This window comes from Streptomyces sp. TE5632 (genome assembly GCF_054061295.1).
Genome location: NZ_JBSSEA010000003.1, coordinates 2,447,228 through 2,471,018 on the forward strand (window position 1 = coordinate 2,447,228; position 23,791 = coordinate 2,471,018).

The window sequence follows — 23,791 nt, forward strand, 5'->3', positions numbered from 1 at the left end:
CCGACGCCCGCCCAGGAGCCCGCGGCGTGCCGCCGGGCACCTCCGGCTTCCCCCTGTCGACCCGTCCGCGCCCCGGATGAAACCTGACCGAGCCCGCTTTGGCCCTTTCGGGTTGGACTGTGTGGCATCCGATGATCATCTAGTAGGCATTACCGTCGGAGCGCACTACGCTGCGCCCATGAGCATGCTGACTCCTCCCGGCATGGGCGGCCAATACCGGATCCGGGGTGACAAGTACCCGCGGATGCGCCGGCCCCGTCGCCGCGGCAGGCTCGTCGCCCTGGCCACCGCGTCCGTCGCGGTGCTCGGCGTGGCCGGCTGGGGCACGCTGCAGCTCTTCGACGTCTTCACCGGCGAGAAAAACCCCGCCTCCGCGGTCGGCGTCAAGGCGGGCTGTGTCCCCAAGGCGAGCCCCTCGCCGAGCCCCGGCCCCGCCCGCAGCACCGTGCTCCCCGAACCCGGCCGGATCACGGTCAACGTCCTCAACGCCACGACCCGCAGCGGCCTGGCCCAGAAGACCGCCGACGAGCTGAAGAAGCGCGGCTTCAAGATCGGTGACGTCGGCAACGCGGCCGAGGAGTACGACAAGAAGGTCAAGGGCACCGGTGTGCTGCTCGGGCCCACGTCCGCGCTCAAGTCCTCGCTGCCGGTGCTCGGCGCTCAGCTCGCCGACGCCGAACGCCGTACCGAGGCCTCCCGCAAGGGCGGCGAGCTCGACCTGATCATCGGCGACGGCTTCACCCGGCTGACGGCGAAAGCGGACGCCGACCGGGCCCTGACCGCACTGACCGCCCCCAAGCCGGAGCCCACCGCGAAGAAGAGCTGCTGAAACCGCGGCGGCCGCACGGGAGCACCGGCTCCCGGACGGCCGCGGGACAGGGACCTACGCGCGCACCGCCGCGGGTCGACGCGTACTACCGGGCCACCGCTCGGCCCTGTTCGGGGGCTATTCGGCCGCCCCGTACATCCGGTCCCCCGCGTCGCCGAGGCCCGGCACGATGTAGCCGTGCTCGTTGAGGCGCTCGTCGACCGACGCGGTCACGACGGTCACCGGGGTGCCGGCCAGCTCGCGCTCCATGACCTCGACGCCCTCCGGCGCGGCCAGCAGCACCACGGCGGTCACGTCGTCCGCGCCCCGCTTGATCAGCTCCTGGATCGCGGCGACCAGCGTGCCGCCGGTGGCGAGCATCGGGTCCAGGACGTACACCTGGCGGCCGGACAGGTCCTCCGGCATCCGGGTGGCGTACGTCGCCGCCTGCAACGTCTCCTCGTCACGGATCATGCCGAGGAAACCCACCTCGGCGGTCGGCAGCAGCCGGACCATGCCGTCCAGCATGCCGAGACCGGCCCGCAGGATCGGCACCACCAGCGGGCGCGGGTGGGACAGCTTGACACCGGTGGTCGGCTCCACCGGCGTCCGGATGTCGACCTGTTCGGTGCGCACGTCACGCGTGGCCTCGTAGGCGAGCAGGGTGACCAGCTCGTCGGCGAGGCGACGGAAGGTCGCGGAGTCGGTGCGCCGGTCGCGCAGCGTGGTGAGCTTGTGTGCGACCAGGGGGTGGTCGACGACGTGGAGACGCATGTCCCCACATTAACCGGGCCGAGCCCGGCCCTGCTCCCCCGTGGGTGGCAAGCCTTTCGGCCCGCCACCACTCCTTCGCTGGCGTCAAACCGCCTGTCCGGGGGAAAGTGGGAGGGACGGACTGGGGTGATGAAGCAATGCCTGAGCGGGACTCCCGAGACGAGCCGTCGACACGCAGGACCTCCGGAACACCCGGAATACCCGGGGCGCCCGGGACACGCGGGGCACGCGGAAGACGCGGGGCACCGGGCGGCACGCGCGGCGCGCCCGGCATGTCCGATGCGTCCGGTGCGTCCGGTGCGTCCGGCGGATCGGAGGCGTCCTACGTGTCCGGGGTCTCCGGGGTGCCCGGCATGACCGGCCCGCCCGGGGCGGACGAGACGGAGGCCGAGCGGCGGCAGCGCCGTGCCCGGTTCCTGCGCGAACTCGCCGAGGCCAGGGAGCTGCGCAACCGGGTCCAGCCGCGCCGTGCCAAGGCGGCCCGGCTGCGGCACGCGATGCGCATGCGGACCTTTCGCTGGTAGGGCTTCGCAAGGACTCCCCCCGGCAGGACCCCCGATGGGCGCGGCGCCGAAAGAGTGAGCCGGGCGCGGGAAGCTCACGATGCATGCGGGTGTTTGCCGAAGTGGCCCTACGGGCTGGACGGGCAGAGCCGCGTACGATCCGCGTATGGCGAGGGCGAGCACGCCGACGGGCTCCTACGGGAACACTCGGCGGCGTGGGTGCAAAACTGCCGGACACAGGGGGCCGAAGACGTCCCCTGACGGCCTTGTTTCTGCCACGATTCCGAGTGGGCGGGGGCGGGGCTCGAAGAGCGCTCCCCGTCCGTAACCTCCGCCGGGGGGATCCCCGACCGGCACACCTAAGACCAGTGGGAGAGTCACGGTGTACTTCGCCGCACTGCTCGCGCGCACCGAAGACGGGTGGGAAGCGAGCGACACGGAACTCGACGATGTGGAGACCCTGTCGGATCTGGCCGACCTGGCCCGGGAGGCCGCACCCGACGAGGACACGGTGCTCGTACTGATCGAGCAGGAGGACGGCTGGTTCGGTGTCGTCCGCGTGGACGGCGAGGAGGACCCTCGTATCTACGTGTCCGACGCCGCGGCCGCCGCCCGCAGCAGTTACGGCGAGATCCTGCTCACCGACGAACTGCTCGGCCGGCAGCCCGGCGACGACGGCGCCGACCTGGACGCCCTCGACCTCGACGGCACGGAGGACGGGGAACCGGACGACGACAGCGCCGACGAGGTCGCCGCGGACGCCGGCTCCGGCGAGTCCGTGCCGCACGGGCCGGTCGGCGACGCCCGGGTCCTGGACGACCTGGGCGTGAGCGAGAAGGAACTGCGCTCGCTGTCCGGGGACGCGCTCGGCGAGATCGCCGAGGTCCTGGGCGCCTCGGAGGTCCTGGAGACCGTCCGCTGACCGGGGACACCCGCCCGACCGACCCGGTGCGCGACCCCTGGCGGGCCGCGATGCGGCTCGCCCTGGACGAGGCCGAGCTGGCCGTCCGGGGCGGGGACGTGCCCGTCGGCGCGGTCGTGCTGGCTCCGGACGGCAGCACCGTGCTGGCCTCCGGGCACAACGAACGCGAGGCCGGTCCCGACCCCACGGCCCACGCGGAACTGCTCGCCCTGAGGCGGGCCGCCGCGAAGCTGGGGGAGTGGCGGCTGGCCGGCTGCACCCTCGTGGTGACGCTGGAGCCGTGCACGATGTGCGCGGGCGCGATCCAGCAGTCCCGGGTGGACCGGGTCGTCTACGGCGCCCGGGACGAGAAGGCGGGCGCGGTCGGCTCCCTCTGGGACGTCGTCCGCGACCGGCGGCTCAATCACCGGCCGGAAGTCGTCGAGGGAGTGCTCGCCGAGGAGTGCGCCGATCTGCTCACGGCGTTCTTCCGGAACCGCTGAATACCGATTTCAAACCATCGAGCCCCTTGCTGTAAGGTCTCCCTCGGTAGCGTGTCCGAGCGGCCGAAGGAGCTCGCCTCGAAAGCGAGTGTGGCGCAAGTCACCGTGGGTTCAAATCCCACCGCTACCGCTGGTGAAGGGCCCCGTCGTCAGACGGGGCCCTTCGTGCGATCATGGGCCCGCTCGGCACGTACGGGTGACGCCGGTGCACCACAGTGACAGGGGGGCCGCGATGGCGGTGAACGCGAAAAGGGTCGCCGTCTATGTCCTCGCGGTCTTCGCGCTGTATGTGATCATCACGGATCCCGACAAGGCGACCACCTACGTCAAGATAGCGTTCGAGGGCATCTCCGACGCCGCGAACGCCGTCGGCGACTTCATGACCTGGCTCGCGAACGGAGGAGGCTGATGATCCGCCACCTGGTCCTCTTCAGGCTGAACGAAGGCGTCGAGCGCGACGATCCGCGCGTCGTGCGGGGCGTGGAGGCGTTCCGTTCGCTCGACGGCGAGATCCCGGAGATCCGTTTCTGGGAGTGCGCCTGGAACATCAGCGACCGGCCCATCGCCTACGACTTCGCCATCAACTCGGCGTTCGAGGACGCCGAGGCGCTGCGCCGGTACGTGGAACACCCGAAGCATCAGGCCGGTGTCGGGCTGTGGCGCGAGTTCGCCACGTGGGTGATCGCCGACTACGAGTTCTGAGCCTCCGCCCCGGAAGCCCTCCACCATGACGGTGGAGGGCTTTTGCGCACCCTTGGGAAGGGGCCGCCCCTCAACACGGAATATGCGGTGCTTGCACACACTGAGCATGTCTTGTGATGCTATGACCGCTTTTGACGGATGAGTCGACCGATGAAGAGGTGGCGTTGACCGTGTCGGCCAGTACTGCGCCGCCCCAGGACCAGGTGTCCGCCCTGACCCCGGCTCCGGCTCAGTCTCCGGACTCGACAGCCCCGGACCCGGCCCCGACCCCGGCTCACCCCTCGACGCAGCCCCCCGCACCCCCGCCGACGTCCGAGCAGCCGCCGACCCCGCAGCCCGCCCCGTCACCGGCCAAGCGACGCGGCGCCGACACCCGGGCCCTGACCCAGGTGCTGTTCGCCCAGCTCAAGGACCTCGAGCCGGGCACGCCGGAGCACACCCGGGTGCGCACGGCGCTCATCGAGGCCAACCTGCCGCTCGTGCGCTACGCCGCCGCCCGCTTCCGCTCCCGCAACGAGCCGATGGAGGACGTGGTCCAGGTCGGCACCATCGGGCTCATCAACGCCATCGACCGCTTCGACCCGGAGCGGGGCGTCCAGTTCCCGACGTTCGCGATGCCCACGGTGATCGGCGAGATCAAGCGGTACTTCCGCGACAACGTCCGCACCGTCCACGTACCGCGCCGGCTGCACGAGTTGTGGGTGCAGGTCAACAGCGCCACCGAGGACCTCACGACCGCCTTCGGGCGCTCCCCGACGACCGCCGAGATCGCCGAACGGCTGCGCATCAGCGAGGAGGACGTGCTCTCCTGCATCGAGGCCGGGCGGTCGTACCACGCCGCCTCCCTCGAGGCCGCACAGGAGGGCGACGGGCTCCCCGGCCTGCTGGACCGGCTCGGCTACGAGGATCCGGCGCTGGACGGCGTCGAGCACCGCGACCTCGTCCGGCACCTGCTCGTCCAACTGCCCGAGCGGGAGCAGCGGATCCTGCTACTGCGGTACTACAGTAATCTCACCCAGTCGCAGATCAGCGTGGAGCTCGGCGTCTCGCAGATGCACGTGTCCCGGCTGCTCGCGCGCAGCTTCCAGCGGCTGCGGTCCGCGAACAGGATCGACGCGTAACCCGAAAGGGGCAATCGCTCACTAGTGCCCATCTTGGCGCTTCTGGGCTGAAACACCGCCAGTTCCCTTGTTTCCAGGGCCGGTTCGTCACTCGGATGTCGACATGTCACTACAGCGCGTTGCCGACATGTGACATTCTGCGGGAAGCGCGTTTGCCGAGGCTCCGGCTCCGGTATTCAGGTGAGGGCTGCGTTCCTCGGACGGGAACGTTCGCCCCGACCGTCCCGCGACCCAAAGGGGGTGGCATGTCCGCAGACCAGGGCAGCTCGAAGGTGCTCACGCTCGCGGAGAGCGAGACAGCTCCCAATGCTCTCGACGCACTCGGCCCCATCGATGACGTCCCGGCCCTCGCGGCCGCGCCCGCTCCAGAGCTTCCGGAAACGGCGGCCATCGACACCCGCACCCTGTCCCGCTCCCTGTTCCTGCGGCTCGCCGCACTCGACGAGGACAGCCCGGAGCGCGGCTACGTCCGGGACACCCTGATCGAACTCAACCTCCCGCTGGTGCGGTACGCCGCGGCGCGCTTCCGCTCGCGCAACGAGCCGATGGAGGACATCGTCCAGGTCGGCACCATCGGGCTGATCAAGGCGATCGACCGCTTCGACTGCGAACGGGGCGTGGAGTTCCCGACGTTCGCGATGCCGACGGTGGTCGGCGAGATCAAGCGGTTCTTCCGCGACACGTCATGGTCGGTGCGGGTGCCGCGCCGGCTGCAGGAGCTGCGCCTGGCGCTCACGAAGGCCGGCGACGAACTCTCCCAGAAGCTCGACCGCTCCCCGACGGTTCCCGAACTCGCCGCGGTGCTGGGCGTGTCGGAGGAGGACGTCGTCGACGGACTAGCGGTCGGCAACGCGTACACGGCGTCCTCGCTGGACTCCCCGGCCCCCGAGGACGACGGCGGCGAGGGCTCCCTCGCGGACCGCCTCGGCTACGAGGACACGGCGCTGGAGGGCGTGGAGTACCGGGAGTCGCTCAAGCCGCTGCTCGCCAAGCTGCCGCCCCGCGAGCGGCGGATCATCATGCTGCGGTTCTTCGCCAACATGACCCAGTCACAGATCGGCGAGGAGGTCGGCATCTCCCAGATGCACGTCTCCCGGCTGCTCACCCGGACCCTGGCCCAGCTGCGTGAGGGCCTCATCTCGGACTGAGCACGGCTGAGCCACCGGTCGGCGGAGCGTCGGCGACCGCCGCCGCTCCGTCCCTGGAACCCCGTCCCGGAACCTCAGCCCCGGGACGCGCAAAGGCCGCCGGAACGCCCCTCGTGGGTGTGACGGCGGCCTTTGCGCGTCCGGTCGTCAGGCCAGTGCCAGCCAGGCCACCGCCGCGACGATCGCCACGGCGACGACGACACCGATGATCAGGCCGATACGCGGACCGCCACCGCTCGTCGCGGCGGCCTGCTGCCCCTGAGGGGCGTCGTCGACGAACGCGCGGAACATCTGAGTGCTGCCGGCGGGGTCGTGGTTGCCCTGGGGGGCCTGGGAGTTAGCCATGGCCCGAGACACTAGCGAATTGCCGACGCGGGCCCCAAGTGGGGGCGTGCGTAACGCGCCTGACCGCGTCCACCGTCGGCCCGGCCCGGCCTCGGGCGCGGGGCGCCCGGCCCTGAGCACGGGATGTCGGGGGACTCACCTGCGGGTTTACGATTCACCATACTTGCCTTTGCCAAGTTTTAAGGCGCCCGACCCTCATTTTGCTTGCCTGTGGCAACCATCGACTTTTATCGTTGCCCTAAGCAACAAATGGGAGGTGTGATGGTCGGGCAGGCTCAGTACGAGGAGCTCGTACGGCAGCTCAGCGCTTTCAGCGCGGTGAAGCGGGAGCTCCGCCGGAACATGCCGGCCGACTGGCACAGCGGCTCCGCCGCCGTGCTGACGGCACTCGGCCGCCACGGCGACATGCACATGAGCAGGCTCGCCGAGCTGCTCGTCCTCGACCTGTCGGTCACCAGCCGCCACGTCGCCCATCTGGCCGAGCGCGGATGGATCGAGCGCTCCCCCGACCCGGCCGACAAGCGCTCCCGCATCCTGCGCGTCACCCCGGCGGGCCACGCCCGGCTCGCCGAGCTGTTCCGGCGGACCACGCACCTGCTCGCCGAGCGCCTGGACGACTGGTCCGACGAGGAGATCGAACAGCTCACCCAGCTCATGGCCCGGCTCAGGGACAGCTTCGGCGACTGCCGCCCCACGCCCCGCGCGACGCCGCCGCCCAGCCCCGCGGAGACCACGTACACGCCCGCACACGCTTAAGAAAAGGAAGCCCATGGCAACGACCACACCGACCGGTGTGCGAGATCATGCCAAGCACGGGGGAGGCTCCACGGAAAGCACTGCCCCGATGACCCACCGGCAGATCCTGGAGGCACTGTCGGGCCTGCTGCTCGGCATGTTCGCCGCGATCCTGTCCTCCACCATCGTCTCCAACGCCCTGCCCGAGATCATCACCGACCTCGGCGGCGGCCAGAGCGCCTACACCTGGGTCGTGACGGCCGCGCTGCTGTCGATGACGGCGTCCACCCCCCTGTGGGGCAAGCTCGCCGACCTGGTCAGCAAGAAGGCCCTGGTCCAGCTGGCCCTGATCGTCTTCCTCCTGGGCTCCGTGTTCGCCGGCATGGCGCAGAACTCCGGCATGCTGATCGGGGCCCGGGTCGTCCAGGGGCTGGGCGCCGGCGGGCTGACCGCACTGGCCCAGATCATCATGGCCGCGATGATCTCCCCCCGGGAACGCGGCCGTTACTCCGGCTACCTGGGCGCGACCTTCGCGGTCGCGACCGTGGGCGGCCCGCTGGTCGGCGGCGTGATCACCGACACCTCCTGGCTCGGCTGGCGCTGGTGCCTGTACGTCGGTGTGCCGTTCGCGCTGATCGCCCTGGTCGTCCTGCAGAAGACGCTGCACCTGCCGGAGACCAGGCGCAAGGTGAAGGTCGACTGGGCCGGCGCCTTCTTCATCACCGCGGCCGTCAGCCTGCTGCTGATCTGGGTCACCTTCGCGGACGACAGGTTCGCCTGGCTGTCCTGGCAGACGTACGTGATGCTCGGGGGCGCGCTCCTGCTCACCCTGGTCTTCCTCTTCACCGAGACGAAGGCCTCCGAGCCGATCATCCCGCTGCGGCTGTTCCGCAACAGCACCATCACGCTGGCCTCGGTCGCCTCGCTGTTCGTCGGTATCGGGATGTTCGCCGGCACCATCTTCTTCAGCCAGTACTTCCAGCTGGCGCGGAACGAGTCCCCGACCATGTCGGGTGTCCTGACCATCCCGATGATCGCCGGCCTGTTCGTGTCGTCGACCGTCTCAGGTCTGATCATCACCCGGACCGGCAGGTGGAAGGCCTGGCTGGTCTCCGGCGGTGCGCTGCTGACCGCCGGCCTGGCACTGCTGGGCACCATGCGCTACGACACCCCGTACTGGCACATCGGCGTCTTCATGGCGCTCATGGGCCTCGGCGTCGGCATGATGATGCAGAACCTGGTGCTGTGCACCCAGAACCAGGTCGCCCCGAGCGACCTCGGCGCCGCCAGTTCGGTCGTCACCTTCTTCCGGTCGCTCGGCGGCGCGGTGGGCGTCTCGGTGCTCGGCTCCGTGATGGCGACCCGGATCAGCCACTACGCCGAGGACACCGTCGGCACGCTGAGCCCGCAGGAGCAGGCCGGTGCCGCCGAGGCGCTCGGCTCCGGTGAACTGCCGGACATGGACCTGCTGCCCGCGGGCATCCGCACCTGGCTGGAGAGCGCCTACGGACACGGCATCGCCGACATCTTCCTGTACGTCGCCCCGGTCGCGTTCCTCGCCTTCCTGGTGACCCTGTTCATCAAGGAGGTCCCGCTGCGGACCACGGGCGCGCTGACCCAGGCCGCCGAGGCACCGGTCGACACCCGGGTACCGGCGACGGCCGCGGCGGCGGCGACGGCGACGGCGACGGCGGCGACGACGGCGACGGCGACGGCGACGGCGGCGACGACGGCGACGGGGACAGCGACAGCGACGGTCGAGACCTCCGGGTCGGAGTCGCGCCGCTCTCCGGACGCCGAGTCCACCTAGGCTGCCCCCATGGCACCGAACATCGCGACGAACACCCGTGTCTCACTCGACGAGTTGCTGGACTTCGTACGCCCCCGGCACCGCGCGATCCTGCTGACCCGGCGGGCCGACGGCAGCCCCCAGGGCTCCCCACTGACCTGCGGGGTCGACGACTCGGGCCGGATCGTGGTCTCCACCTACCCGGAACGCGCCAAGACGCGCAACGCCAAGAGGGACAGCCGGGTGAGCCTGATCGTCCTCAGCGACGAGTGGAACGGGCCCTGGGTGCAGGTCGACGGCACGGCCGAGGTCGTCGACCTGCCCGAGTCGGTGGAGCCGCTGGTGGAGTACTACCGGAACATCGCCGGGGAACACCCCGACTGGGACGAGTACCGGGCGGCCATGGTCAAGCAGGGCAAGTCGGTCATCCGGATCACCCCCAAGCGGTGGGGGCCGGTGGCGACGGGCGGATTCCCGGCGCGGCTGGTCGAAGGGGAGCAGGGGGAGTAGAAGGAGCCGGGAACACGCGGGGAGAGCGCGGGGGCGGGTCAGCCCCGGCTTCGGGCCACCATCACCTCGATACCCGCCACCAGCAGGTCCAGGGCGAAGGCGAAGTCCCGCTCCATCATCTCCTCGACCGTGTCGCCGCCCCGGGCCTCCATGACCTTCGTCGACTCCTCGATGACCCCGGCGGCACCCGGCCACCGCGCCACCTCGGTCATGGCGTGCCGGTGGTATTCGTCGGGGGTCATCCCGGTCGCGGCGACCCGGGCGTGGAAGTGGCTCTCGATCGTGCCGTATCCGTACACGAACTGGAAGACTGCCGAGATGGCACCGGTGATGCCCTGCGCCGGCAACCCCGTCCTGCGGATGACCTGCTGCACGGCCCCGGAGAACGACAGCGACCGGGGCCCGATGTTGAGGAACCTCCCGGCCAGCGGCGACAGCCAGGGGTGACGCACGAGCATGGCCCGGTACTCCCCGGCCAGCGCGCGCAACTGGTCGCGCCAGTCCTCGTCGGCGTCCGGGCCGGGCAGGGTGAGACCGTCGTAGGCCGTGTCCAGGGCGAGTTCGAGCAGGTCGTCCTTGGTGTCGACGTACCAGTAGACGGACATCGCCGTGACGTTCAACTCGGCCGCGAGCCGTCGCATGGAGAACTTGTCCAGGCCCTCGGCGTCCAGCAGCCGCACGGCGGCATCCGTGATCCGCTCACGGTCCAGTCCCGGCGGCTGTCCGCCGCCGCGCCCACCGCGCCGGGCCCTGTCCGCCAGCCAGACGCTGGGGCGCGCCGAGCCCCCGGACCGCTGGGCTGCCCTCGCCATGGCACACCTTCCTCGACTTTCCGACGCCGTTTCATGCTAGGGCCTGCCCGGGTCCCCGCAGGGACGCGGACGTGCGGGGTCTACCCGGCCTGCGTCCCCGCGTCCGCCCTGCCCGCCCGGTGCAGCAGTGCCGCCGCCAGCAGCCCGCCGAGCAGCACGGCCGACGCCCCCACCAGCTGACTGGTCTCCAGTCCGGAGGAGAACGCGTCGGTGATACGGCCCCGTTCGCCCGCCGAGTCCGCCGCGGCCAGCGCCGCCGGGAGCGAGCCGGCCTCCACCGGGATCAGCGCGGCGAAACGGGCGCCCAGCACCGCGCCCAGTACGGCGACCCCCAGACCGTTGCCGAACTCGGCGAGCGTGCCGTTGATCCCGGCCCCGACGCCCGCCTTCTCCCGGGGGATGGAACTCATGATCGCGTGGGCCATCACCGGGTTGGCGACCGCGGTGCCCACCCCGATCAGGACCAGGCCCAGCAGGGTGCCCGGATAGCCGTACGCGGTGAGGGTGGCGATGGACACCAGCCCGCCGGACATCAGCGTCATGCCCAGGGCGATGGAGACCGGCACGCCCATTCTCGCCGTCGCCCTCGCGGCCAGTCCGGTGAAGTTGAGCGCGACGACGGCCAGGGCCAGCGGCGCCGTACGCAGGCCGGCCTCCAGAGGGCCGTAGCCGAGCACGAACTGCAGGTGCTGGGTGAGCAGGAACAGCGCGCCGCCCATGCCGAAGGTGATCAGCGTCGCCCCGGCGACCGCACCCGTGAACCGGCGGTTCCTGAAGAAGTTCAGGTCGAGCATGGGGTACGGGATCCGGCTCTCCCAGTAGGCGAAGACGCCGAGAACGGCGACGGCGGTGAGCGCGGTCACCAGGACGCGGGCCGAGGTCCAGCCGTGCTCGGGTCCGGAGATGATCGCGTACACCAGGGCCGCCATGCCGACGGTGGAGAGCAGTGCGCCGAGCAGGTCGGGCCGCTCGCCCTCCGGGTTCTTCGACTCCGGGACGAGCACCACGACGGCGACCAGGCCGAGCGCCGCGATCGGCAGGTTGATCAGGAAGATCGCGCCCCACCAGAAGTGGTTCAGCATGAAGCCGCCGAGGAGCGGGCCGGTGGCGAAGCCGAGCGCGTTGACCGCGCTCCAGATGCCGATGGCCCTGGTCTGCTCCTCGGGCGGGAAGATCTGCATCGCCACGGCCAGCGTGGTGGTCAGCAACAGGGCGCCGCCGATACCCATTCCGGCCCGCGCCGCGATCAACTGGCCCGACGAATCGGCCAGTCCGGCCACCAGCGAACCGGCGCCGAACAGGGCCAGGCCCGCGGCCAGCATCTTCTTCCGGCCGTAGCGGTCTGCGGCGTTGCCCGCGCTGAGCAGCAGACCCGACTGCACGAGCGAGTACGCGTTGATCATCCACTGGATGTCGGCGGTCGACGCGTCCATCTCGCGGGTGAGCGAGGGGATCGCCACGTTCAGGACGGTGTTGTCGAGCAGAACGGTGAGCTGCGCGAGACAGATGACACCGAGGATCAGCCAGCGCCGGGGGTGCCCCCGGGGCCGCGGCACCCGGTTGTCCGAGACCCGGTCGGGGGCCTGCTCCTGGGGAGACGGGGACGTCGTCATGCTGTACACCGTAAAATATTTCTTATACGGCGTACAGTCGACCGGTCCGGGTCCGACCGATACACGCGGGGCGACCTCGTCCGGCCGATTGTCGGGCCGCTCGTACGGGAGTGACCGCGACACGAGCGGGGTCACGGCGCCGCTCACCGCGCACACCACCGCGTTCACCACTGCGCACACCACCGCGATCAGTACACGGAAACGACTGCACGGAAACGACGACGAGCCGCGTCCGCAGGGTGCGCGGGCGCGGTCGTCTCCGTCCGCTCACACGACCGCGGGCTTGATCACGTACCCGGCACCGCGCCGGGTGTGGATCATCGGCTCCCGACCGGCGTCGATCTTCCGGCGCAGATACGAGATGTACAGCTCGACGACGTTGGCCTTTCCGCCGAAGTCGTAGGACCAGACCCGGTCGAGGATCTGCGCCTTGCTGAGCACGCGCCGCGGGTTGCGCATCAGGAAGCGCAGCAGTTCGAACTCGGTGGCGGTGAGGTGGATGTGTTCCCCGCCCCGGGTGACGTCGCGGCTGTCCTCGTCGAGGGTGAGGTCGCCGACCACCAGCACGGACTCCGGCCGGCGGTCGGCCGCGCCGGAGCGCCGGATCAGCCCGCGCAGCCGCGCGACGACCTCCTCCAGGCCGAACGGCTTGGTCACACAGTCGTCGCCGCCCGCGGTCAGGCCCACGACACGGTCCTCGGCGGCGTCCTTGGCGGTGAGGAAGAGGACGGGGACGTCCGGCTGCTCGCGGCGCAGCCGCCCGAGAGTGGACAGCCCGTCCATGTCCGGAAGCGTCATGTCCAGGATGACGGCGTCGGGCCGGAACTCGCGCGCGGCACGGATGGCGCCCTGGCCGTCCCCCGCGCTGCGGATCTGCCAGCCCTCGTAGCGCAGGGCCATGGACAGCAGTTCGGTGATCGACTGCTCGTCGTCCACCACAAGCACCCGGACGGGCCTCCCGTCCGGCCTCAGCAGTTCGGTGCGCCCCTGGGGCGAGGTCGTGGTCATGCTCCACACCGTCGCGGGAACCTCTGAGAGCTCCCTTGCGGAAGTCTGTGATTTCCCTGAGAAAGATCCGGCCCCGGCCCCGGGGGTTCGGATTCTCAGGAGACCGTCGACTCCCCGCTCGCGCCCAGGCCGAAGAGGCGGGCACCGTTGTCGTGGCACACCGCCCGCAGCCAGGCCTGCCCGAGCCCGAGCCGCTCCAGCGCGTGGAGCTGGTGGACGTACGGATACGGGATGTTGGGGAAATCCGTGCCGAGCAGGATCCGGTCGCCGAGGTCGGCCAGCCGGGGCAGGGCCCGCCGGGGGAACGGCACCATGCGCTCGGCGAAGTCGGTGAACGCCATGGTGGTGTCCAGCCGCACCTCCGCATAGCGCGTGGCGAGGTCGAGGAAGTCCTCGTACTCGGGCATCCCGAGGTGCGCCACGATCAGCCGCAGCCGGGGGTGCCGGGCCAGTACCCGCGCGATCGGCTCGGGTCCGGTGTACTTGCCGGGCGCCGGCCCGGAACCGCAGTGGATCACCACCGGGACACCCGCCTCGGCGAGCACGCCCCAGGCCCCGTCCAGCAACGGGTCGGCCGGGTCGTACGCCCCCACCTGCACATGCGCCTTGAAGACCCGTGCCCCCGCTTCGACGGCCTCCCGGACCTGCGCCTCGGCCCCGGGCTCGGGGAAGAGCGTGGAGGTGTGCAGGCAGTCGGGCGTACGGCGGGCGAAGTCGACCGCCCAGCCGTTCAGCCACCGCGCCATGCCGGGCTTGTGCGGATAGAGCATGGCCGTGAAGGCGCGGACCCCGAACTCCCGCAGCAGCCCGGCCCGTTCGCTCTCCTCCTGCCGGTAGGTGATCGGCCACTCGACCCCGCCGGTCAGCGGCCCGAGCGCGTCGAAGTAGGCCCACACCTTGTGCAGCACCCGCTCCGGCATGAAGTGCGTGTGCACGTCGACGAGTCCGGGAAGCCCGAGCCCCTCCCAGAACCGCCGCACCTCGGCGGCTTCCGCTACGGATTCCGAAGCCGGTGCCGGTTCCGGTGCCGGTTCCGGTGCTGATGCCGGTGCCGTGAGGTGATCACTCATCCTGACACGATCACCCCTGACCGCATCCCGGGTCCACTCCCCTGCAAGGAGAACGAACCGGAGACCGAACAGCACCGAACAGTCCGGCCGAGCCCGCAGGCCCGGTACGAAGCCGGGCCGGGATCAGAACAGCCCGTCCTGCACCCCCGCCCCCTCACCGGCCCCCTTCAGCGCCTTCACCGGCAGGTCGAACCCCCGCCCCGAGCCCGGCACCAGCCCCCAACCGGCCAGCAACCTCGTATCCAGCACCACGACCCCGCTCCCGCCGACGCTCCCGCTGCCACCCTCCGTCGCCAGATGCAGATCCGGCCCGGCGGCGGCCACCAGCTCCCCGCTCGCCGTACCCCCGGCGACCAGCTCGCTCACCTCCCCCGCGGCGGCCGGCACCCCTGCCGACCCGAACACCCGCACATGGTCGACGGGACGGAAGGGCGCACGGTCGAGCGACTCGGGCCACCCGGTCAGGGCGAGAGCCCGCGCATGCAGCTCCGCTAGCTCCGCCGCCCGCTCCGCCTCCGTGTCCCAAAGCACCGCCCGCACCGCCCGCTTGTCGGCGTACGGAATCCGGTCGGGCACGCGGAGCGCGGCACGCAGCAGCTCCTCGGTGCGCCGTGCCGCCATCAGCGGCCCGGTCCCCAGCCAGCTGAAGCAGACCGCCCCCTGCTCCAGCAGCCGCGCCGACCCCCGCTCCACCGCGGTGATCCCGACCTTGACCATCCCCGGCCCGAACCACGCCAGGTATACGCGGTACGGCCGCGGATCGTCCGCGACGGTGTCGGCGGCCACGGAATGCGCCCGGTCCAGCCGCGCGCACTCCTCGCAGCGCGCCCCCGTACTCCGCCCCGGCACCACCACGCCGAGCGGGCACGCATGTCCCCGCGCCCCCACGCATGTCCGCACGCCCCCTTCCTCGACCCCGAAGGCCACCCGTTTCCCCCAGGTCAGCGCAGTACGCCGACCGCCCTCCCACACCAGCACGGGACCGTCCACCGACCAGCGCAGCCCCGAGCACTTCCATGTCCGTGCCATCTCTCACGAGCGTAGAGGCGACCACTGACATCGACCGGCGTGAACGGGGGCAGGCGGCTCACCGCCCACCGAGGTGCCGCCCGCCCTGCCCGGTGCAAACCTGGAGAAGGGGCCGTACCGCTCGGGGACGACCGAAAGGGCGAACACATGGCCAGCAACGTCGGCGGAACGCAACACCGGACCGAATGGGCACCGCGGAGCACCTGGGCGATGGGCTGGACCGCGGCCGCGGCAGTGCTGATGACCTTCGGCGGGATCATGGCGATCTTCGAGGGAATCTCCGCCATCGCCAAGGACGACGTCTTCGTCAACACCCCCAACTTCACCTACGCGTTCAGCCTGACCGGCTGGGGCTGGATCCATCTGATCCTCGGCGCCCTCGCACTGGCCGCAGGGCTCGCCCTGTTCAGCGGGGCGACCTGGGCCCGCGTCACGGGTGTCGTACTGGCCGGACTGGGCATGATCGCCAACTTCGTGTGGCTGCCCTACGCGCCGGTCTGGTCGATCACCCTCATGGTCGTCTACGGATTCGTCATCTGGGCCCTGTGCTCACCACGCGGCGAATCGAGCCGCACCTAGAACACCGGCCACCGGAACCCTGCACTCCTGCCGACCTCCGGCACCCCCATGGACAGCGGCCGCAAGCCCCTCACGCCATGGAACGCCCTGTGGCCCTGGTTCGTCCAGGCAGGCGGCGCGACCATCATGGTCACCGCCTACTTCCTGCTCCCCCTCGACGGCCTGGGCCCACAGCGCCCCGCCCTGAGCTGGACCTTCTTCGTCATGGCCCTGGCGCTCATAGCCGCCCTGCTGCTCCAGCAGATCGCCCACGTCCTCCTCAACCATCCGCACGCCCGGCCCGGACTGGTCATCCCCCTGCTGATGTGCCTGGCCATCCTGGTCTTCGCGACGGCCTACCAGGCCCTGGCCCAACACCCCGGCGAACTCATCGGCCTCAGCACCCGCCTGGACGCCCTCTACTTCACGCTGGTCACCCTCGCCACCATCGGCTACGGCGACATCACCCCGCACGGCCAGACGGCCCGCCTGGTCGCCATACTCCAGATCCTCTACACCTTCATCTTCCTCACCGCGGCGGCCACAGCCCTGAGCCGCCAGCTCCGCACGGTGTTCCTGCACCGCGAAAACAGCCGCCGCGACAGCCCCTGACGCCGATCGTCGGCATTGCCGATCAACTGGCCGGACACTCGCGCCGACAGCCGAACACCGAGCGCCGAGCACTGAACACTGACGTGTCGCGCGTCACAGTCACTGGCATCACACTGGGCACAGCGGCGGATTCGATTCCCGGGCCCCTGGACGAACGCCGGCCGAACCGGCGACTTCGTGCGGCCTCGGCCATCCGGCTCCGCGTTCCTTCCGAACCCAAGGGGTGTCCGACCATGAGTGGCATCGACGCACCTGCTCTCGACAGCCTGCGCGCGGCCTTGCGGGGACGTGTCGTCACGCCGCAGGACGCGGAGTACGACGAGACCCGCAGCCTCTACAACGCCATGATCGACCGGCGTCCGGCCGTCATCGCCCAGTGCGTCGGGACGGCGGACGTGCGGGCCGGCATCGCCTTCGCTCAGGAGACGGGCGTCGACGTCGCGGTACGCGGTGGCGGGCACAGCGGGCCGGGGCTGTGCCTGATCGACGACGGGCTGACTCTCGACCTGTCCCCGATGCGCTGGGTGCGGGTCGACCCGAACACCGAAACCGTGCAGGTGGGCGGCGGCAGTCTGCTGGGCGACGTGGACCACGAGACACACGCCTTCGGCCTCGGCATGCCGGCCGGGATCGTGTCGACCACGGGGGTGGGCGGTCTCACACTGGGCGGCGGGCACGGCCACCTGACGCGTAAGTACGGCCTGACGATCGACAGCTTGATCGCCGCGGATGTCGTCCTGGCCGACGGCAGCGTCGTCACCGCCTCCGAGAAGGAGAACCCGGACCTGTTCTGGGGGCTGCGGGGCGGCGGTGGCAACTTCGGCGTGGTCACATCGTTCACCTACCGGCTGCACCCGGTGCACACGGTCGGCGTCGCGGTGACCGTGTGGCCGATCGACCGCGCGGCGGAGGTGCTGCGGTGGTACCGGGATTTCCTGCCCGCCGCGCCGGAGGACCTCAGCGGGTTCTTCGCGGTCCTGGTCGTCCCGCCCGGTCCGCCCTTCCCGGAGCCGATCCACGGGCAGAAGATGTGCGCCGTGGTCTGGTGCTACACCGGCGACCTGGAGGCCGATCGCCTGGAGGAGACGCTGTCCGTGGTCAACGACCCGGCACCACCGGCCTTCCATTTCACCACCCCCATGCCCTACCCCGCCCTGCAGAGCATGTTCGACGAGCTGCTGCCCAAGGGGCTGCAGTGGTACTGGCGCGGCGACTTCTTCGACGGCATATCCGACGACGCCGTCGCGGTGCACGAGAGGTACGGCCAGGGCATCCCCACCGGCCTGTCGACGATGCACCTGTATCCCGTGGACGGGGCGGCCCACCGAGTCGGCCCCGAGGACACCTCCTGGGCCTACCGGGACGCCGTGTGGTCCGGCATCATCGGCGGCATCGACCCCGATCCGGCCAACGCCGATCTGATCCGGCAGTGGTGCGTCGACTACTGGACCGACCTGCACCCGCACTCCATGGGCGGCTCGTACGTCAACTTCCTCGGAGAAGCGGAGGGCCCGGAGCGCGTCCGGTCCACGTATCGCGGCAACTACGACCGGCTGGCCACGATCAAGCGCGCCTACGACCCGGACAACTTCTTCCACTCCAACCAGAACATCCCGCCGTCCACCGCATGAGACGGGCCCCGGCTCCCGTACTCGGGCGCCGGGACGCGGTGCCGGTCAGTGGCCCTCGGGGTCCTCGACCGTACCGAGGGAGCACACACCGGGCTGGTCCGCCGGCAGCCGCCCCCCGAGACGGTCACGGTGCGGCCGAGCACTGCCGTCAAAGGCAAAACCAAAGGCCCCGGATCTCTCCGGGGCCTTTGATCTACTGTGCACTCGGCAGGATTCGAACCTGCAACCTTCTGATCCGTAGTCAGATGCTCTATCCGTTAAGCTACGAGTGCGCGTGTCTTCAGTTTTCTCGCCGCTCCCGGGCCCGATGGGCTCGCTCGCGGCGACAGGAAGAACATTACATGACCGCCGCCGTCATGTGAAATCCGTTTGGCTCACCCCTTGTGACCTGCGAAAACAAGGGATGCGACAGGGATGAAGGAGCCGGGGATACGACGAAGCCCCGGTCGGGTGGACCGGGGCTTCGAATCGGTGCGGAGGCGGAGGGATTTGAACCCTCGATGGGCTTTAAGGCCCAAACCGCATTAGCAGTGCGGCGCCATAGACCGGACTAGGCGACGCCTCCGTGCACCACCTTCCGCGCGCGAGCGCGGATCAAGTGGTGCGTGCCGATGATGACACAGTCACGCGTGCCCTCACCAATCGCCCCCCACGGTACTAGGCAGGGTGGCCACAGAGCAAAGCTCTTCCGACCGGCGAGTGGCAGGCGCGTCGCCGGCGCGGTGGGGGCCGGATCGGCACACCGGGGAAAGGCGTGGAGGTCCCGCAACGGTTCGGTCGGTGTCGGTGCAGGCCGTTGCCGGTGCGCGGCGATGCGGGCGCCACATCCCCGTCACGTTACGTGCGACCTCGGTCTCATCCGGCATCGCGAGCGCAATCCCAACCCTTAGACTCCCTCGGGTGACACGTTGCGGGCCGGTTGGCAAGATGGCCCGCGCGGTCGGCACGTAGCGGAACAGGGAGGAAGCGTCTCGTGAGCAGCAGGCCATCCCGAGGCACTGCTCGCCTCGCAGCCATACTGGACGCGCTTCCCGACGCCTTGGTGCTGGTCAACGCCAACGGGACGGTCGTCAACGCCAACACCATCGCCCTCGAGGCGTTCGAGACGCCGGGCACGGCGCTGGTGGGGCGCGGGCTGCTCGATCTGCTGCCGCAGTTCGACTCCAAGCTCATCCCCGGTTCCATGCGCCGGCCGGACCACATCGACCCGCGGGCCCGTACCAAGCCGACGCGCATGGTCGCCCGGCGGACCGACGGGACCGAGTTCCCGGTCGAGGTCACCAGTGCGAATCTGGAGACCGGCCAACAGGCCTACGACAATTACGGCTACACCGGCGACGAACTGCTGATGCTCGTCGTACGCGATCTGTCCGGCACGGTCGACACCGAGGCCGAGCTGGCGCGTTCGCAGCGACAGACCGAGATGATCCTGCGGGCCGCCTCGGAAGGCGTCGTCGGGACGGACACCGACGGACGGATCGTCCTGGTCAACCCGGCCGCCGCCCAGATACTGGGGCACCGGGCCAGTGACCTCGGCGGGCGCGAGCTGCACACCCTCGTCCTCCACTCGCGCGCCGACGGCTCGCCCTTCCCGTACGGCGAGTCCCCGCTCGCGGACACCCTGCGCTCCGGGCGCAAGCACCGGGTGCGCGGGCAGGTGCTGTACTCCAAGAGCGGCGACAAGGTGCCGGTCGACCTGACGACCGCGCCGGTGCGCGACGGCGACCAGCTCGTCGGCGCCGTCATGACCTTCACCGACCGGCGGCCCTACGACGCGGTCGTCAAGGAGAAGGAGGAGGCCGAGCGGCAGCACGCCGAGGAGCTGGAGCGGCTCGCCGAGGAACACGCCTCCGAGCTCACCGCCCTGCGCCAGAAGCACGTCGGCGAGCTGGAGGAGCTGCGCGAGGCGCACACCGAGGAACTCGCCGCGAACGAGGAGCGGTACGCCGCGCTCGGCGAGCGGGAGAAGGACCGCTACGAGGCCCTCTCCGGCCGGCACGAACAGCTCCTCACCCTGCTCGGGCAGTCGCTCAGGAGTCCGCTGGAGGAACTGCGCCGCGAACTGACCGCGCTCGCCTCGGACGACGCCGGCCAGCTGTGGCCCGAGGCCAACCAGGTGCTCCACCATCTGTCGGCCGGCTACTCCCGGATCACCACCCTCATCGACAACGTCCTCGGCTACCAGCGGCTCGACGCCGGGACGGAGGGGATCACCCGTACGAAGGTGATGCTCGACGCCGTCGTCGCCGCCGGTGTCGACGGGGCCGTGGAGCTCATCGGGCCGGGCCGGGTGCAGTTCGCCGTGCACGCGCCGCCCATCGAGGCCGAGGTCGACTCACGGCTGCTCGCCACCGCCCTCGCGCATCTCGTCGCGGACGTCGCGGGCGTCGACGCCACCGGCAACACCCCCGTGTCGGCGGGCGGTTACCTGGACAACACGGTCGTGGTCGCGGCGGCACAGCGCGGTGAGGTCGTACGCCTCGAGGTGCGCGGGCCGTACAGCGGCGGCGACCCGGTGCACGAGCCGATCGTGCGCGGGATCGTACGGGCGCACGGAGGTGTGCTGCAGACGCACGAGGTGCCGGGGATGAGCGGCAGCGCGTTCGTCCTCGAGGTGCCCATCGGGGGCGGAGCCGGTGCCGTCGCCGCAGGTCAGGCGCAGCTCGCGCTGACTTCCGGGGGACCTGCGGAGGTTCCGGAGGAAGCGCCGGTGCCGGTGTCGGTGTCGGTGCCTTCGCAGGGATCGGGGCCGGGATCGGCGTCGGCGGAGGCCTCGGCCGAGGAGGCCGGTTCGGCCGCGGGCGGTCAGCGGGGTTCCGGTGGCGGGCGGCGGAGGGCCCGGCGGGCCTCGGTGGACGCGTTCCTGGAGAGCGGGGTGCCGGGGGCCGAGGACGGTTCCGGTTCCGGTACGGAAGCCGCTGCGCCCCCCACCGGTCGGCGCAGGCGCCGGGCGGCGGCCGCGGCGGAGCCCGCGCAGCTTCCGGCTCAGGCGTCCGGCGAGGGCGCGGTGGTGGTGTCCGGCGGGACCGGACGGCGTCGTGGGCGACCGGCCGAGGGCGCGGAGGCCGCTGTCGCCGTACCGGATGCGAGTGTGGTCGGTGCGGTCGGTGGGGCCGTCGTCACGGCCGCCGAGTCCGCGGCGGGGTCCGCCGCCTCGAACACGGGGCTGGGCGGGACCGTACCGCCGCAGGGAGTACCCGTCCCCTCCGGAGGGTTGCGCGCCGGGCAGGCCTCCGGTGAGCAGCACGCCCTGCCGCCCGCGTTGCCCGCTGCGGGCAGTGCGGACGGAACGGCGCAGGCCGCTCAGGGCCGGGGCCAGGCGCAGGGGCAGGAAGAGCAGCCTCAGTCGACCGGGCGGCGTCGGCGGGCTCTGGCGGCGGCCACCGAGCGGGCGGCGGCGCAGGAGGCCGCGCCCCGCACGGTGTTCGCGTTGCCGCCCGCCGAAGCAGACCAGGCGGACCAGGGGGAGCAAGCCGGGGTGGTCGAGGGCCCGCAGGAGGGCCCGGTGTCGGTGCCACTTCCCGGACCGGCCGCTTCCGGTGACGCCCTGCTCGACGGGCGCCATGACGCCGTCCCGCAGGACCAGTCCGACGATCACACCCCGCCGCAGCCGCATCCCACCAGCGCCCCGACGGGCCGACGCCGCCGCGCCGTCGCCCAGCCGGCCGAGCAGGGCGCGGGCCCTGCGCCGGTGCCGGCCCAGGCGCAGGCACCGGCACCGGCACCGGTGCCGGCTCAACCGGTGGCGCCCGCGCAGGGTGCCCCGATTCCCCCGCAGGGCATGCCCGTTCCGCCGCAGGGTGCGGCCCTTCCGTCGGCCGTTCCGCCGCAGGGCGGGCCTGTGCAGGGCCCGGGCACCGCCGTCCCCGGGCAGATGCCTCAGGTCCAGCCGCCGGCATTGGCACCGGCACAGGCGGTACAGCCACCGGCGCCGGCACCCCTCGATCAGCCGCCGGTGGCTTCCGGCGGTCAGCCGATGCCCCAGCCCGCCGCGCCGATCCCGGTACAGCCCGCCGCCCCGGCACAGCCCGCCGCTCCGGCCGTGGAGCAGCCCGCTTCCGTCGCCCAGCCGCTGCCCGCCGAGGCCGCGCCGGGTCAGGGAACTCCGCCCGACGGCGCCCCGGCCGCGCAGCCTCCGTGGCCCGCCGCCGGTGCCCCCGTACCGCCGCAGGGTGCTCCCGTGCCGCCGAGCGGTGCGGCGGCACCGGGCACCCCGCTGCCTCCCGAGGCCGCGCCCGTGCAGCGGGCTGCTCAGCCGTTGCCTCAGCCGCTGCCGGTAGAGGCGCCGGCGCCGGCACCGACGGCACCGGTGGACCCGAACTCGACGCAGGGGCGTGCGTTCAGCGTGCGCACTCTGGGGCAGGGCGTGCCGTTCACCCGGCAGGCCGTCCAGGTCCAGCAGCCGCTGCCGGCGGCCACGCCTCCCCCGCATCAGCCGGGTGGCTCGGGCCGTCGCCGCAAGCTCGGCACGCGTACCGACCCGGCCGCGGACCACGAACAGGGCGCCCGCCCGCAGGCGACGGCCGACTTCGCCCCCGCCCAGCGGCAGGCGCAGGCAGCGCCCCAGGCGCCCGCGCGCGCACAGACACCGGCACAGGCGCAGCCCCAGCAGCCCCAGCAGCCCCAGCCGCAGCCCCCGTCGCCCCCGCCGTCCCCGTCACTGTCGCAGCCTCAGCCGCAGCACTCGCTCGCCGGGCAGTCGCGGCTCGCGCCGACGACCGAGGGCACGGGACGCTCGTACGCGATAGGGGCGCCGGACGCGGACGCGGCCGAGGGCCCCGAACCGCTGGACGGTCCGGGCGGGGCCGTCGAGGTGGCGGACCCCCCGCGTCCGCAGCCGATGGACGACGAACTGCCGCCGGAGCCGTTGGACAACCCGCGTCGGCTGCTGGTGTGGCCCGCACCGGACGTCGCCACGCAGCAGGCGCTGAGCGACCGCGGCTACCGGCCGGTGATCGTGCACTCGCGCGAGGAGGTCGACGCCCAGATCGCGGCGTTCCCCGCCGCGCTGTTCGTGGACCCGCTGACCGGGCCGATCACCCGGACGGCGCTCCAGTCGCTGCGGAAGGCGGCGGTGGCCGCCGAGGTTCCGGTGCTCGTCACGGCCGGGCTGGGGCAGGCGTCGCGCGATGCCGCCTACGGCGCCGACCCCGCCGTACTGCTGAAGGCCCTCGCGCCGCGTGACAGCGAGCAGCATCCGCCGCGGGTGCTGCTGATCGAGGAGCACGCGGAGATCGCGCTGGCGCTGACCGCGACGCTGGAGCGGCGCGGTATGCAGGTCGCGCGGGCCGCGGGCGATGCGGACGCGGTGACGCTGGCGGGGCAGTTCCGGCCGAACCTGGTGGTGATGGACCTGATGCAGGTGCGTCGGCAGCAGGCCGGGGCCGCCGGGATCATCGACTGGCTGCGGGCGAACGGGCAGCTCAACCGCACCCCGCTCGTCGTCTACACCGCCGCCGTCGGACAGGCCGACCTGCCGCGGCTGGCCTCCGGCGAGACGGTGCTGTTCCTCGCGGAGCGGTCCACGAGCGACGAGGTGCAGGACAGGATCGTCGACCTGCTCGCCCGTATCGGCACCAACTGAGCGACGGCATACGCCGGGTGGGAACGGACCGAGGT

The 23,791-nt window shown here is 71.5% G+C and carries 21 protein-coding genes, 3 tRNA genes and 1 pseudogene; 16 read left to right on the top strand and 9 right to left on the bottom strand.

Going from position 1 to position 23,791, the window contains the following annotated elements; all coding sequences use genetic code 11:
* Positions 1-202 precede the first annotated feature (202 nt).
* Positions 203-829 carry a LytR C-terminal domain-containing protein gene (locus ACVW19_RS16320; protein ID WP_457464636.1) on the top strand — a complete coding sequence of 209 codons (627 nt, stop codon included), beginning with the start codon at positions 203-205 and terminating at the stop codon, positions 827-829.
* 117 nt (positions 830-946) lie between these two features.
* Here the strand turns inward: ACVW19_RS16320 and upp are convergent, their stop codons facing one another.
* Positions 947-1,582, bottom strand: coding sequence for a uracil phosphoribosyltransferase (gene upp, locus ACVW19_RS16325; protein WP_109376467.1), 636 nt, complete (start codon positions 1,580-1,582; stop codon positions 947-949).
* A 272-nt stretch (positions 1,583-1,854) separates the two neighbouring features.
* On the opposite strand from upp, the gene ACVW19_RS16330 reads away from it, so the two are divergent.
* The 8 genes from ACVW19_RS16330 (at position 1,855) to ACVW19_RS16365 (ending at position 6,460) form a co-directional block, all read left to right on the top strand.
* A complete protein-coding gene (locus ACVW19_RS16330; RefSeq protein WP_457460103.1) occupies positions 1,855-2,106 on the top strand; it encodes a hypothetical protein in 252 nt (83 codons plus the stop codon).
* Between the two features lie 361 nt (positions 2,107-2,467).
* Positions 2,468-3,007: a tRNA adenosine deaminase-associated protein gene (locus tag ACVW19_RS16335; RefSeq protein ID WP_457460104.1), complete on the top strand. Its 540-nt coding sequence runs from the start codon at positions 2,468-2,470 to the stop codon at positions 3,005-3,007.
* 50 nt (positions 3,008-3,057) lie between these two features.
* Entirely contained in the window at positions 3,058-3,489 is a 432-nt protein-coding gene (gene tadA, locus ACVW19_RS16340) for a tRNA adenosine(34) deaminase TadA (protein ID WP_109376666.1), read from the top strand.
* A gap of 45 nt (positions 3,490-3,534) precedes the next feature.
* Positions 3,535-3,619: transfer RNA gene (locus ACVW19_RS16345), tRNA-Ser, on the top strand.
* Between the two features lie 102 nt (positions 3,620-3,721).
* Entirely contained in the window at positions 3,722-3,898 is a 177-nt protein-coding gene (locus tag ACVW19_RS16350) for a hypothetical protein (RefSeq protein WP_457460105.1), read from the top strand.
* Entirely contained in the window at positions 3,898-4,191 is a 294-nt protein-coding gene (locus tag ACVW19_RS16355; RefSeq protein WP_457460106.1) for a Dabb family protein, read from the top strand. The genes ACVW19_RS16350 and ACVW19_RS16355 overlap by 1 nt, the downstream gene beginning before the upstream one ends.
* Positions 4,192-4,355: 164 nt before the next feature.
* Positions 4,356-5,312, top strand: a complete 957-nt coding sequence (locus tag ACVW19_RS16360; RefSeq protein WP_457460107.1) for an RNA polymerase sigma factor SigF — start codon at positions 4,356-4,358, stop codon at positions 5,310-5,312.
* Positions 5,313-5,557: 245 nt separating this feature from the next.
* Positions 5,558-6,460, top strand: a complete 903-nt coding sequence (locus tag ACVW19_RS16365; protein ID WP_457460108.1) for an RNA polymerase sigma factor SigF — start codon at positions 5,558-5,560, stop codon at positions 6,458-6,460.
* Positions 6,461-6,607: 147 nt separating this feature from the next.
* On the opposite strand, the gene ACVW19_RS16370 is transcribed toward ACVW19_RS16365, so the two are convergent.
* Complete coding sequence (locus ACVW19_RS16370; RefSeq protein WP_109376474.1) at positions 6,608-6,805, bottom strand: hypothetical protein; 198 nt, start codon at positions 6,803-6,805, stop codon at positions 6,608-6,610.
* A 261-nt stretch (positions 6,806-7,066) separates the two neighbouring features.
* Here ACVW19_RS16370 and ACVW19_RS16375 point away from each other — a divergent pair, with 261 nt between their 5' ends.
* The 3 genes and pseudogenes from ACVW19_RS16375 (at position 7,067) to ACVW19_RS16385 (ending at position 9,839) form a co-directional block, all read left to right on the top strand.
* Positions 7,067-7,561, top strand: a complete 495-nt coding sequence (locus ACVW19_RS16375) for a MarR family winged helix-turn-helix transcriptional regulator (RefSeq protein ID WP_457460109.1) — start codon at positions 7,067-7,069, stop codon at positions 7,559-7,561.
* Positions 7,562-7,574: 13 nt separating this feature from the next.
* Positions 7,575-9,222, top strand: a pseudogene (locus tag ACVW19_RS16380) (MDR family MFS transporter); the annotation flags it as partial.
* A 137-nt stretch (positions 9,223-9,359) separates the two neighbouring features.
* Positions 9,360-9,839 carry a PPOX class F420-dependent oxidoreductase gene (locus ACVW19_RS16385; RefSeq protein WP_457460110.1) on the top strand — a complete coding sequence of 160 codons (480 nt, stop codon included), beginning with the start codon at positions 9,360-9,362 and terminating at the stop codon, positions 9,837-9,839.
* A 38-nt stretch (positions 9,840-9,877) separates the two neighbouring features.
* Here the strand turns inward: ACVW19_RS16385 and ACVW19_RS16390 are convergent, their stop codons facing one another.
* The 5 genes from ACVW19_RS16390 to ACVW19_RS16410 all read right to left on the bottom strand — a co-directional run bounded on the left by ACVW19_RS16390 (position 9,878) and on the right by ACVW19_RS16410 (position 15,371).
* Positions 9,878-10,651, bottom strand: coding sequence for a TetR/AcrR family transcriptional regulator (locus ACVW19_RS16390; RefSeq protein ID WP_457460111.1), 774 nt, complete (start codon positions 10,649-10,651; stop codon positions 9,878-9,880).
* 80 nt (positions 10,652-10,731) lie between these two features.
* On the bottom strand, positions 10,732-12,264 hold the full coding sequence (locus tag ACVW19_RS16395) for an MFS transporter (protein WP_457460112.1): 1,533 nt from the start codon (positions 12,262-12,264) through the stop codon (positions 10,732-10,734).
* A gap of 267 nt (positions 12,265-12,531) precedes the next feature.
* On the bottom strand, positions 12,532-13,272 hold the full coding sequence (locus tag ACVW19_RS16400; protein ID WP_457460113.1) for a response regulator transcription factor: 741 nt from the start codon (positions 13,270-13,272) through the stop codon (positions 12,532-12,534).
* A 95-nt stretch (positions 13,273-13,367) separates the two neighbouring features.
* Positions 13,368-14,342: an amidohydrolase family protein gene (locus tag ACVW19_RS16405; RefSeq protein WP_457460114.1), complete on the bottom strand. Its 975-nt coding sequence runs from the start codon at positions 14,340-14,342 to the stop codon at positions 13,368-13,370.
* 123 nt (positions 14,343-14,465) lie between these two features.
* Complete coding sequence (locus tag ACVW19_RS16410; RefSeq protein ID WP_457460115.1) at positions 14,466-15,371, bottom strand: DUF2797 domain-containing protein; 906 nt, start codon at positions 15,369-15,371, stop codon at positions 14,466-14,468.
* A gap of 147 nt (positions 15,372-15,518) precedes the next feature.
* Here ACVW19_RS16410 and ACVW19_RS16415 point away from each other — a divergent pair, with 147 nt between their 5' ends.
* From ACVW19_RS16415 to ACVW19_RS16425, 3 genes are all read left to right on the top strand, one after another.
* A complete protein-coding gene (locus ACVW19_RS16415; RefSeq protein WP_457460116.1) occupies positions 15,519-15,950 on the top strand; it encodes a DUF7144 family membrane protein in 432 nt (143 codons plus the stop codon).
* 48 nt (positions 15,951-15,998) lie between these two features.
* On the top strand, positions 15,999-16,541 hold the full coding sequence (locus ACVW19_RS16420; protein ID WP_457460117.1) for a potassium channel family protein: 543 nt from the start codon (positions 15,999-16,001) through the stop codon (positions 16,539-16,541).
* Positions 16,542-16,774: 233 nt separating this feature from the next.
* Entirely contained in the window at positions 16,775-18,172 is a 1,398-nt protein-coding gene (locus tag ACVW19_RS16425) for an FAD-binding oxidoreductase (RefSeq protein ID WP_457460118.1), read from the top strand.
* Positions 18,173-18,371: 199 nt separating this feature from the next.
* Here ACVW19_RS16425 and ACVW19_RS16430 read toward each other — a convergent pair.
* Positions 18,372-18,444: transfer RNA gene (locus tag ACVW19_RS16430), tRNA-Arg, on the bottom strand.
* A 202-nt stretch (positions 18,445-18,646) separates the two neighbouring features.
* A tRNA-Ser gene (locus ACVW19_RS16435) sits at positions 18,647-18,737 on the bottom strand.
* A gap of 408 nt (positions 18,738-19,145) precedes the next feature.
* Between ACVW19_RS16435 and ACVW19_RS16440 the strand changes: the two genes are divergently transcribed.
* Positions 19,146-23,756, top strand: coding sequence for a PAS domain-containing protein (locus ACVW19_RS16440; protein ID WP_457460119.1), 4,611 nt, complete (start codon positions 19,146-19,148; stop codon positions 23,754-23,756).
* The last annotated feature ends 35 nt before the right edge of the window (positions 23,757-23,791 follow it).